Source organism: Mycobacterium sp., from assembly GCF_040398885.1.
Taxonomy (GTDB): Bacteria; Actinomycetota; Actinomycetes; order Mycobacteriales; family Mycobacteriaceae; genus Mycobacterium.
This window is the reverse complement of sequence record NZ_JBBATF010000032.1, coordinates 11,781-22,264: the sequence shown is the minus strand read 5'-3', so window position 1 is coordinate 22,264 and position 10,484 is coordinate 11,781. Positions and strand designations below refer to the sequence as shown.

General features: G+C 69.2%; 12 protein-coding genes. 3 read left to right on the top strand and 9 right to left on the bottom strand.

What is annotated here, in order from left to right; genetic code table 11:
• On the top strand, positions 1-267 hold a 267-nt coding region (locus tag ADBZ5U_RS05115; RefSeq protein ID WP_526263043.1), incomplete at its 5' end, for a type II toxin-antitoxin system VapC family toxin.
• 297 nt (positions 268-564) lie between these two features.
• Positions 565-1,815: an exo-beta-N-acetylmuramidase NamZ domain-containing protein gene (locus ADBZ5U_RS05110; protein WP_526263041.1), complete on the top strand. Its 1,251-nt coding sequence runs from the start codon at positions 565-567 to the stop codon at positions 1,813-1,815.
• Positions 1,816-1,967: 152 nt separating this feature from the next.
• Here the strand turns inward: ADBZ5U_RS05110 and ADBZ5U_RS05105 are convergent, their stop codons facing one another.
• The 7 genes from ADBZ5U_RS05105 to ADBZ5U_RS05075 form a co-directional block, all read right to left on the bottom strand.
• The gene (locus ADBZ5U_RS05105) at positions 1,968-3,683 is read right to left on the bottom strand and encodes a fatty acid CoA ligase family protein (protein ID WP_526263039.1); all 1,716 of its coding nucleotides are present in this window, start codon (positions 3,681-3,683) and stop codon (positions 1,968-1,970) included.
• Between the two features lies 1 nt (position 3,684).
• Entirely contained in the window at positions 3,685-4,512 is an 828-nt protein-coding gene (locus ADBZ5U_RS05100; RefSeq protein ID WP_526263037.1) for an alpha/beta fold hydrolase, read from the bottom strand.
• A gap of 181 nt (positions 4,513-4,693) precedes the next feature.
• Complete coding sequence (locus tag ADBZ5U_RS05095) at positions 4,694-5,692, bottom strand: LLM class F420-dependent oxidoreductase (RefSeq protein ID WP_526263035.1); 999 nt, start codon at positions 5,690-5,692, stop codon at positions 4,694-4,696.
• Between the two features lie 352 nt (positions 5,693-6,044).
• Complete coding sequence (locus ADBZ5U_RS05090; RefSeq protein WP_526263033.1) at positions 6,045-6,881, bottom strand: shikimate dehydrogenase family protein; 837 nt, start codon at positions 6,879-6,881, stop codon at positions 6,045-6,047.
• 81 nt (positions 6,882-6,962) lie between these two features.
• Entirely contained in the window at positions 6,963-7,535 is a 573-nt protein-coding gene (locus ADBZ5U_RS05085) for a hypothetical protein (RefSeq protein ID WP_526263031.1), read from the bottom strand.
• Positions 7,528-8,391, bottom strand: a complete 864-nt coding sequence (locus tag ADBZ5U_RS05080; RefSeq protein WP_526263029.1) for an FAD:protein FMN transferase — start codon at positions 8,389-8,391, stop codon at positions 7,528-7,530. The genes ADBZ5U_RS05085 and ADBZ5U_RS05080 overlap by 8 nt, the downstream gene beginning before the upstream one ends.
• 32 nt (positions 8,392-8,423) lie before the next feature.
• Positions 8,424-8,762: a hypothetical protein gene (locus ADBZ5U_RS05075; protein WP_526263027.1), complete on the bottom strand. Its 339-nt coding sequence runs from the start codon at positions 8,760-8,762 to the stop codon at positions 8,424-8,426.
• A 94-nt stretch (positions 8,763-8,856) separates the two neighbouring features.
• Here ADBZ5U_RS05075 and ADBZ5U_RS05070 point away from each other — a divergent pair, with 94 nt between their 5' ends.
• A complete protein-coding gene (locus ADBZ5U_RS05070; RefSeq protein WP_526263025.1) occupies positions 8,857-9,570 on the top strand; it encodes a SagB/ThcOx family dehydrogenase in 714 nt (237 codons plus the stop codon).
• A 66-nt stretch (positions 9,571-9,636) separates the two neighbouring features.
• Here ADBZ5U_RS05070 and ADBZ5U_RS05065 read toward each other — a convergent pair whose 3' ends face one another.
• Positions 9,637-9,981, bottom strand: a complete 345-nt coding sequence (locus ADBZ5U_RS05065) for a hemophore-related protein (RefSeq protein WP_526263023.1) — start codon at positions 9,979-9,981, stop codon at positions 9,637-9,639.
• 44 nt (positions 9,982-10,025) lie between these two features.
• Positions 10,026-10,337, bottom strand: a complete 312-nt coding sequence (locus ADBZ5U_RS05060; RefSeq protein WP_526263021.1) for a hypothetical protein — start codon at positions 10,335-10,337, stop codon at positions 10,026-10,028.
• Between the last annotated feature and the right edge of the window lie 147 nt (positions 10,338-10,484).

Below are 10,484 nucleotides of genomic sequence, written 5' to 3'. Positions count from 1 at the left end.
TTCGGTGAGCCTGGTGGACGCGAACTGGACCTGTGGCTGCATCGGGCCGGCGTTGATCTTGTCGCCGTCGACGCCGATCAGGCTGAGGTGGCGCGGTCCGCCTACCGCCGTTACGGCAAGGGCCGGCATCGCGCCGGTTTGAACTACGGCGATTGCTTCGCCTACGCGCTGTCGAAGGTCAGCGGTGAGCCGCTTCTCTTCAAGGGCGACGATTTCGGGCACACCGACATAGATGCGGTTGACGCTGACGTCGTCGCCTCGGAGTAATGCGCGCTACCGCTCCCGATGCGATCAGCGGCTGCGATGAGCTGGTACAGCGGTTCGGCGCTGATGGCGCTGGCTGTCGCCGCGCCGCCCGCGACGATCGTCATGCCCAGAGCTGCCGTCGCGCTCACAGCGAGAACTCGGCGGTGGGTACTGACCCTGCGGTGGGTACGGCGGCATGACTCTTGGCGCGTCAACTGCGCGGCTCCTCGGTTTGTTGGCTGCACCGTTCATACGCCGCCGATGCAACATTGGCGTCGGCTCCGGTCCCGCCGCCCGGCCTACCGATATCATCCGCGAATGCCCGTCGCACGCTGCGTCCACCGGCTGACGCTGAGCGTTTTCCTGGTGTGTGTCCTGCTGTTGTGCGGCGTGCCGACACCGGTGTCGGCGGCTCCGGTCTCCGCTGGCGTGCGTCCGGGCATCGAGGTCTTCCTCGGTGACGTGCCGGCCGGGTTGCGCGGCAAACGGGTCGGCCTGATCACCAACAACACCGGCATCGACCGGTCAGGCAGGTCGGACATCGATCTGATCGCCCAGAGCGACGACCTGAGACTGGTGGCCCTGCTGGCGCCCGAACACGGTATCCGCGGCACCGCCGAGGCAGGCGTCACGGTCGGTGACGGCGTCGACGCCAAGACCGGCGTGCCGGTCTACTCGCTCTATGGGGCGCAAGGTCACCGCCCGACTCCCGCGATGCTCAAGGACGTCGACGTCCTGGTCTATGACCTTCAGGAGGTCGGCGGACGCACCTGGACCTACGTGTCGACCATGGCGCTGTCGATGCAGGCCGCGGCGAGCAAGGGCATCCCGTTCGTCGTTCTGGACCGGCCGAATCCGATCGGCGGCGACATCGTGGAAGGCGCCCTGCTGGAACCGGCCTTCGCGTCGTTCATCGGCATGTACCCCATCCCCGCGCGGCACGGCATGACGGTCGGCGAGCTGGCCACGCTGTTCAACAGGCAGCAGGGTATCGGGGCGGACCTGACCGTCGTTCCGGTGCAGGGGTGGCGCCGCGGGCAGTGGTTCGACCAAACGGGTCTGCCCTGGGTGAACCCGTCACCGAACCTTCGATCGCTGGCGGCCGTGACGAGCTACCCCGGCACGGTGTACTTCGAGGGCACCAACCTCTCGGAGGGCCGCGGCACCGACCGGCCCTTCGAGCAGATCGGGGCGCCGTGGCTGGATGCAGCGGCGGTGGCCGCGACGATGAACGCGATGGGCTTGCCGGGCATCGCCTTCCAGGCCGTCACCGTCCCGGTCGCCGGCACTGCCGCCAAATATCCGGGACAGACCATCCCGGCCATCCGGTTGTCCGTCACCGATCGGCAGGCGTACCGGCCGGTGCGTACGGCGCTGCTGCTCATTGACACGATCCGCAAACAGCATCCGGGGGACTTCGCCTGGGGGCCGTCGATCGACCTGCTCACCGGATCGGATCGGGTGCGCCTGGCCGTAGACGCCGATCGGCTCGCGCCGCTGCTGGCTGATTGGGACCGGGCGGCCGCCCAGTTCCGCTCAAGCCGGGCGGGTTACCTGTTGTACAGCTGAACCGCGTCGAGCGAACGGTCGAGGTCTTCGCGCAGCCTTCGGTAATCGATATGCGGGGCGCCGCGGCCAGCGCCGGGCCGTTCACGATGCGACGACGGCCGCCATCGTCACCGAGGCGGCGTGCGCCGAACGCGACCTCGACTGGTTGTGACTCAAGACAGCTGCCGGGCCGCCCACTTCGCCAGCTTCGGGCGCTCGATCTTGGAGTTGTGCCGGGGATCCACCGGCAGCTTGGGGGCGAACAGGATGGTGTCAATGGGCTTGGTCACCTCCGAGGAGGCCGCCAGTGCCAGCAGTTCCCCGCGCAGACGCGCCCGCTCATGCCTGCCCACGCCGGGCTGCGGCTCCACGCACAGGACGGGCAGCTCCCCGGCCGGCCCCGGTACCCCCACCAGCCCGGATCGTCGCACCTGGGGATGGGCGTCGAACAGCGGCTCCACCTGCAGCGGGAACACGTCGCCGCCTTCGGCCCGCACCCGCTGCGACACCCGGCCGCACACCCACAGCCGGCCGTCGGCGTCGAGGTATCCGACGTCGCCGAACCGGTGCCAGGTGCCGGTCGGGTCGGGCACCTTGTTCTTGGCCGTGCTCTCGGGGTCGAGGTAGTACTCGGGGCTGACGTGGGCGCCCCGCACCAGGATTTCACCCACCTGCCCGGGGCCCGGTGCGGTCGTCTGGTCCACCGAGTCGATCACTCCGTCGAAGATGCCGATGATCCGAAGCTCCACACCGGGCAGCGGATGTCCCACGCACACACCTGCGCCCTGCTCGGTCTTGGACCACAGCCCGTCGAGATGCTCCCGGCTGCTCAGTTCGGTGGACGGCATGGCCTCGGTGGCGCCGTAATTGGCGGCCAGTTCGGCGTCCGGACCGGTGACCGCCGCCAGCATCCGTTCCACCGGACCGGTGATCGGCGCCCCGGCTCCGATCACCCGCTGCAGCGACGGCATGGTCAGGTTGCGCGCCAACGCTTCCCGGGCCAGGTTCTCGATCAGGATCGGTGCGGCGAAGAAGGATGTGACCTTGCAGTCGTTGATCACCTGGATCAGTGCGGCGGAGTTCGCCTGGGCCGGGCCTTGCCGAGCGAAGTCGATCGGCGGGACCACCACGGTGCCGCCGGCGCTGATCGGGATGAACAGGAACGCCGGGAAGACGGCCAGATCGACCGGAACGTCGGGGTTCCGGTCGAAGCCCCAACTGTGGTGGGCGTTGCGGAACACCTGGCAGAAATTGCGGTGCGGGTACAGCGATGGTTTGGCCGGACCGGTGCTGCCGGTCGTGTACAGGACCGCGCACGGATCATCTGGCCCGACGGCGGGTGCTGACGGCTGCGCCGGCGCCGGCTTGCGCAGCGACCGGATCGAGCGGGCCCCCGGAAACGGCGGCAGGCCGGTGACCTTGTGGCCGCCGGGCACGATCGGGCTTGCGGTGACGATGAGCTTGCGCATGCTGCGTGGTCCCCAGCCGAAGGTCATCCGACCCACGTGGGCCAGCACCGGGCCGACGAACGCCTCCGGTTTGACCTGGCTGAGCCGTTCGGCCACATTGCGATAGCCGACCGCCGGGTCGATCCAGATGGTGAACGCGCCCACCCGGGTGAGTGCGACGCCCATGACGCAGGTCTCGTAGCTCGGCGGGGACATGAAGACGACGCGGGTCCGCTCGGCGATGCCCATCTCGCGCAGCCCCACGGCCACCGACTCGACGTCCGCGGACAGTTCGGCGTAGGTGTGCCGGACGTAGCGCCGCGCGCCCAGACCCTCCCAGCCGTCGAGGTCGATGACGGCGACGCGCCCGGGATCTTCCCGCGCGACCCGCAACACGATGTCGGCCAGGTTGAAGATGTCGCCGGGGAAGACCTCGCCCATCTCAGGCCCGCGCCGGCGCGGTCTCCTGCAGGAACCCGTCGATGATGGCGGCGACCTCGTCGGGGCGCTCCATCATCAGCAGGTGCCCGCAGTCGGGTAGCAGTTCCTGCCGAGCGGGGTGCAGGGTCTCGTTCAACCGCCGGCCGGCCGCCGGTGAGACGATCTTGTTCTTCGCGCCCCAGATGGTGCACACCGGTGGAAATCCTTGCCGCGGAACGAGTTTGTCGATCGCCGCGTAGTTCTCCAGATCGTCGAGCACCCCAAGCAGCGACTCCAGCTGGCCGGTGGCCGAATAGCAGCCGCTGACCTCGGAGTTGCGGTGCACCTTGCGGGCGCGCCCGCGCGGACCCAACTGGAACAGCGTCGCCGCCGGCCCGACGGCACCCGGAAGTCTGACCTGTGCGAGCACCCGGTACACCCCGCGGTTGACGGTCGGCAGCCGCTCGCGCAGCCAGAGCAGCGGTCCCAGCCATCCGCCCAGGAACGTCGACTCGGTCAGCGGGTTGCACAGCACCAGAGCCTTCACCGCATCGGGGTGGCGCTCGGTGAACGCCAGCGAGATGGCGCATCCCATACAGTTGCCCACCAGGTTCACCCGGCCCAAGCCGCGGACTGCGATGAACTCCTCGAGCATCGCGACGTAGTTGTCCAGGGTGTAGCCCGCACCCGGTTTGGCCGACTCGCCGAATCCCAGCAGATCCAGGGCGAAGATCTCGTACTTGTCGGCCAACCGGCGCGCCACGTCGGCCCAGATGGCGTGCGACGCGCCGCCGTTGTGCAGCATGATCACCGGCTCCCCGCGCCCGGTGCGCTCGTAGGCGACCGTCATCCCCCGAAAGTCGAAGCTCTCCACGCCCGTCGCTCCAATCGTTGCGATCTCGCCGACACCGCCACTGTAGCCCGGGGGGGAACTGCGGCCTGACACCGGAGATCACGGGCATGAATGGCGCCCCCGCGCTGCCGTTCCTGATACCGGGCGGCAATTAGCCTTCCGGCTGGCGGCGGATGACTCAGGCGTCGGCACTCCCGGACAGCGCGGGGATGACCTCCCGCTCGAACATCTCGATACCCGAGCGGTCGTAGGCGGCTTCGGGGAAGTAGCAGATCACGTACTCACATCCCAGATCCCGCAGCGCCGAGAGGGTTTCGATCACCTGGTCGGGCGTTCCGGTGGCGTTGCCGGGTGCGCGGTTCATGGCGATCATCGCCTCGGCGGCACCGTCCCCGCAGACACCGGCGATCCGGTCGCGGATCCGCCGCAACCGCTGCTCCACGTCGGCCTCCGACGTCCCGATGACCGCGTTGACATTGGCCGAGCGGACGATGGCGTCGTAGTCGGTGCCCACCCCGCGGCAGTGTCCTGCCAGTATCTCCGACTTGCGGGCGAACTCCTCGTGGTCGGCGCTGAAGTTGGTGTACTGCCCGTATTTCGCGGCGATCTTCAGGGTGACCTTCTCCCCACCGCCGGCGATCCATAGCGGGATCTGCTGCAACGGCTTTGGAGCCACGATCGCGCCATCGACCTGATAATGCTTGCCCTCGAAGGTGACCCGGCCGTCGCGCCAGGCGTCGCGCATGATCTGTACGCCCTCGTCGAGTCGGGCCAGCCGCACCCCCGCCGAGGGGAAACCGTAGCCGTAGGCGCGCCACTCGTGCTCGTACCAGCCGCCGCCGATGCCCATCTGGACCCGGCCGCCGGAGATGATGTCGGTGGTGGCCGCGACCTTGGCCAGATAGGCCGGGTTGCGGTAGCTCATCGCCGTGCACATCTGGCCGAGCTTGATCCGCTCGGTCGTCGCCGCCAGCGCCGCCATCAGCGTCCACGCCTCGTGGGTGGCCTCGTCGGTCGGCATCGGGACGGTGTGGAAATGGTCGTAGACCCACAGCGAGTCCCACGGCCCGGAGTCGGCGTGCCGGGCGACGTCGAGCATGACCGGCCAGTGGTCTTCCACCGGTATGCCGACGAGGTCGATTCGCCAGCCCTGGGGAATCAACAGTCCGAAGCGCATGCCGCCAACTATAGGTGGCCGTTCGCCGGACTCACCAGGTCACGGGCAGCGGGCCCAGGCCGAATCCCAGCGAGTCGCCGACCCACTGAGGATGCGGCGCAACTCAGGTGTCCAGGCCGGTCGCAGCCCGGTGTTGGCGGTGTTGATCGTTCACATCTTCAGCTCGGCCACCACGGCGAAATGGTCGCTGGCCCAAACGTTGTCGGCCGTCTCGGTGGCGGCCCAGTCGCCCGCCCGGCCCTGCACCTTCCACTTAATGATCCAGCATCGCCCCATCCTTGACCGGATGGCCAGGGCACTGCAGGCCGACCCGGATCAACGACGGAATCAATATCGCCGGTGATACGCGACCCTACTGGCCGTCCTCGCCGAGGGCCTCGGCGACCGCGGCCTGGAAGACGTCCTCGTCGGGAGTGATCCCGGTCCACTGCTGGAAGATCTGCATCGCCAGCTGCACCAGCATCTCCACCCCGTCGACGACGGGGCAGCCGCGTTCGCCGGCGGTGGCCAGAAAAGGAGTGATGCGAGGATTGGTGATCACATCGACCACGACACACCCCGGATCGACCGAATTCCATTGAACCGGAACGGGTTCCAGTTCCGGCGCGCAGCCGAGGTGGGTGGCGTTCATCAGCAGGGTGGTGCCGGCCGGCACCTGCACGGGCTGAACCCAGGGTTGCCAGTCGCAGGGGACCCCGGCGGCCTGCCGAACCCGTTGGGCCACTTCGGTTCCCTGCGACTCGCGGCGCGTCACCAGGGTCAGGTGGGCCGCACCCGCCCAGGCCATCTCCACCGCCATCGCCCGGCCGGCCCCTCCGGCACCGAGCATCACCACGCGCTGCCCACGCAGTGGTGCCACCTTCTCGATCGCCCGGACAACGCCCTTGCCGTCATTGTTGTGGCCGATCAGCCGGCCCTGCTCGATGGTGAGGTAGTTGGCGGCGCCGATTGCCCGGACGTCGTCGTCGACCTCATCGAGCAGCGGGATCACCGCGACCTTATAGGGGACGGTGATGGCCATTCCCCGATACCCCAGGGGCCGCAGGGCTGCGACGGCCCCGGCGAGATCCTGCTCGCAGGCGATGTCGGACTTCCAGAACTGCCAGTGCAGGCCGTAATGGGCGTAGACAGCGTCGAACATGCGGTCGATCGGGTTCTCGGCCACCGGGTGGCCGAGCATCCCGGTCATCTGTTTCTGGGGCGGGATGACGGCGATGCGCTGATGGTACTGCGATCCGACGCCGGGCTCGGGCGATATGACCAGCCGGATCTACCGCCCGTGGGCCGGGACGCGGGACTCCCGACTCGTCAACGATGCCCGCGCCCGCCCGAGTAGCGCGATCACCACCGCTGCGGTACCGCCGAAGATGATCGCCAGCGACCATGGGCTCAGCGCATCCGTACCGGCCAGAACGTAGTGCCCGGTGGCCAACGGCCATGCGGCATAGGCACATTGGTGGGCACGCGGAAACCAGCGACGGCTGCGGGGGCCGCGCATCCGGACCACCAGCCAGACCGGGACGGCCAGCCAGAACGCGACGGTTCCCAGCGCCACCGGCACGGTGCGCCAGGACGCGGTGAACGGCACCAGGACCTGCACCAGGGTGAACGGTTCGTAGGTGTCGACCAGCAGCAGTGCCATATGGATCAGCAGCATGCTCAGCGCCACCGGGACCAGCCGCCGGTGCAGTGCGACGGCGCGTGGAGCGGAGTGTCCGCGCGTGCGGCGCGCCGCGGCGACCACACCCCAGACCACGACCGCCGTCAGGGTGCACCAGGCGGTGATCCCGGTCGCCCGGATCAGCACCCAGGTCCAGGACACCCCGGCCAGGGCCTCACCCACCGGTGACTCCACCGGCGACCCCGGCGCCCAGCAGATACGCGGTACAGCCCCGCTCGGCGAGCCAGGGCACACTGGCGGAACCGCGGATCAGGGCGACGGTCGCGGCCGCCTCCGCCCGCCACCCGCAGTCGGCCAGTACGGTTGCCTGCACTGTGTCGGAGTGGGCCGGCCGGCCGGTCTGGGGCGCCAGCACGTGATGTCGCCCCGCCCAGCGCCGCCGCAGCGTCGAGGACGTCGCCACCGCACCACAGCCGGCTGCCACGTCGATCACCCGGACCTCGCCGCAACCGGTGTGCCGGTCGTCGCGCATCGAGATCCGCCACGACCCGGTATCGGGGGGGACACCGCGGGTGACGACGTCACCGCCGAGGCCCACCAGCACCGCCCGCGCCCCGGCGGCGTGGATCTCCGCGGTCACGATGTCCCCGGCCAGGCCCTTGCCCACCGCACCGGGGTCCAGTCCCACCCCGGCGGGCAGGCTCACCGTGCGCTCGGCGATCTGCACACCGGACAATCCGGGTGCCCGACGGGGGGGCAGGTCGGCGGGCAGCGCCATCAGCACCGCGGCAAAATCGTCGCGGTATCCCAGGGCCAGCATCGAGGCCAAAACGCTGGCGTCGACATCCCCGGCACTCCAGCGGTACGCCCGCGCGCAGGCCGTGACCAGCCGGTGCAGGTCCTCGCTGACCGCGCTCGGGCCGCGACCGGCCCGGGCGTTGAGCCGATTGAGCTCGCTGTCGGGGCGGAACCGCGACCAGCACGCCTCCAGCAGGTCGATCCGTCGCACCGCCAGGTCGGCCAGCCGCTCTGCCACCGCCCCGGGCGCCCAGACGAGGACGTGCAGATCGCTGCCCATGGCCCGGCCTCGTCGCTGTGCCCGCCGCATTGCTAGCTGCTGTAGGTGGCGGTGTCGCGGTCGAGCCGGTTCGGGGGATCGGTCGAGCCGGGCGGGCGGGTTTCCTCGGCGATGCGGCGCGCGACGTCCAGGTCGGCCTTCTCGCCCTGGCTGAGTTCGGCGGCGACCCGGCGCAACTCCCGCCGGTAGGCCTGCAGGCGAGCCGCCTCGGTGGTCAGTTGCTCGGCGTAGCTGTCCAACTCGGCACGTTTGTTCTCGTCTGGCGGGGTTTCGGCGGCCCGCACCGCGATCAGGCCGGCGACTCCGGCGCAGGTGCCGATGGCCAGACCCGTCGCGACCCAGGCGTCGGAGCGTCGGCGCGCTCGAGGCATGCGGCCTCCTCTCTTACCCCATAGTCCCGACGGCGGGCACCCCCGGCAACCATGCCTCCTGGCGTCGGGGCCACGGCGGTGGCCTAATGGACCCATGGGGCCCCGTCGGGCGGTGTACATCGCCGTTGTGCTGGCCGTCCTGACCGGTGGGTGCGCGAGCCGGACCGAACCGGCGCCGACCGCCAATCAGTCGGCGCCGGCAGGGGAACCGCCGCCGTGGACGCATGACTCGGTGCGCTTCCTCGGGCCTGCCGACGAACTGGGCGAGGCCGAGTTGCTCGACTCCATGAGCCGGCGCGGGTCGGTTCGGGATCTGTCCGGGGACCCACTGAGCAACCGTGAGTTGGCGGCGCTGCTGTGGTCGGCCCAGGGGGTCTCCGCCCCGTCGGGGGCGCGGACAGTGCCGTCAGCCGGGGCGCTGTATCCGTTGGAAACCTACGTCGTCACACCTCAGGAGGTGCTGCGCTATGTCCCCGCCACCGCATCGGTGGAGGTGCGCGCCGACCCGCAGGCCAAGGCTGCCGTGAGCGAGGCCGTTTCGGGCACCGAGGCCGCGAACGCCTACGCCATGTTCATCTTCACCGGGGTGCCCGCCCGGATCACCGGCAAGTACGCCGAACGGGGGATCCGCTACATGTGGATGGAGGCCGGACACGCCGCCCAGAACCTGCTGCTGGCCGCCGCGGCGATGGGCCTGGGGGCGGTGACGATCGGCGCCTTCGACGACGCGGGCCTGGCCGCCACGCTGCGACTGTCCCCCCAAGAGATCCCGCTGTACCTCATCCCGGTCGGGCGGCCGCTGAACTGAAAGATCACCGCGCTGAAAGGCTCCGCGAATGAAAAGCTCTGGCGGAGAGGGATTCCGACGGAACACCTATCCTGTGGGCATGTCCGGAACGGGTGCATCGCAACGGTCCCGGAAATCGGCGGCAGGCTGTCTGATCGCCTTAAGCTCGGCCTGCGTTTGAGGGTGCGCCTGCGTGTAAGCCACGATCGCGGAACGCATTTCCTCGCGGGACTTCCCTTTGAGGCTGGTGAAGAATGCGTTCACCTCGGGATGGGTGAACAGATAACCCCACATTCCTGCGTTCACTCCGGACATCACTCCGGCAAGATCGGCCGCGCTGCAATTGGGCGGATCCGCGGAAGCGGCAGCGGCGGTACCGGTGAGCATCGCGGCGGCCATCGCACCGGCACCGATCAAGCTTCGGAAGAACATGATTCACTCCTTTGGTCTTCTCTGATGCGGACTGTCCAAAAGGGTCAGCGGGGTCCGATACCGCCCCCGCCGCCGAGACCCCCGCCGGGTCCGCCCGGTCGAATCGGACGCGGCGGCAAGGGCAGGATCACATCCACCCCCCAGTTGTCGTCGCAGTACCAGGGATCGGCGCAGTAGGACGGGTAAACCGGTCCCGCCACGGGAGCGGTTGGTCCGCCGCCACGCACTTCACCCTGTGCGCAGACGGTTGCCGCTCCCGCGTTCGTGCAATCCGCCCACGCCGGCGTTGCGACCCAGGAGTTGATCGGCGCCGCTCCGAGCATGATCACGAGCAGAACACCTTTTCGCAGCCTCATTCCCCCACGCCCTCTACTCTCCAGATTCCCCCCGGGGCAGAATTCGAATGTAGCGATCAATCAACCGGGTGCGAGAGGGCCGATTGTCACTATCCGTCTCTCAGCCCAAGGTGAGTAGCAGCGCGTCGTCGAACGGCAGTTTCGGGA

Coding starts and splice junctions, on each gene's coding strand:
- ADBZ5U_RS05110 (WP_526263041.1), top strand. CDS start 565: ATGCCCGTCGCACGCTGCGTCCACCGGCTGACGCTGAGCGTTTTCCTG.
- ADBZ5U_RS05105 (WP_526263039.1), bottom strand. CDS start 3,683: ATGGGCGAGGTCTTCCCCGGCGACATCTTCAACCTGGCCGACATCGTG.
- ADBZ5U_RS05100 (WP_526263037.1), bottom strand. CDS start 4,512: ATGACGGTCGCCTACGAGCGCACCGGGCGCGGGGAGCCGGTGATCATG.
- ADBZ5U_RS05095 (WP_526263035.1), bottom strand. CDS start 5,692: ATGCGCTTCGGACTGTTGATTCCCCAGGGCTGGCGAATCGACCTCGTC.
- ADBZ5U_RS05090 (WP_526263033.1), bottom strand. CDS start 6,881: ATGACCGGGATGCTCGGCCACCCGGTGGCCGAGAACCCGATCGACCGC.
- ADBZ5U_RS05080 (WP_526263029.1), bottom strand. CDS start 8,391: ATGGGCAGCGATCTGCACGTCCTCGTCTGGGCGCCCGGGGCGGTGGCA.
- ADBZ5U_RS05075 (WP_526263027.1), bottom strand. CDS start 8,762: ATGCCTCGAGCGCGCCGACGCTCCGACGCCTGGGTCGCGACGGGTCTG.
- ADBZ5U_RS05070 (WP_526263025.1), top strand. CDS start 8,857: ATGGGGCCCCGTCGGGCGGTGTACATCGCCGTTGTGCTGGCCGTCCTG.
- ADBZ5U_RS05065 (WP_526263023.1), bottom strand. CDS start 9,981: ATGTTCTTCCGAAGCTTGATCGGTGCCGGTGCGATGGCCGCCGCGATG.
- ADBZ5U_RS05060 (WP_526263021.1), bottom strand. CDS start 10,337: ATGAGGCTGCGAAAAGGTGTTCTGCTCGTGATCATGCTCGGAGCGGCG.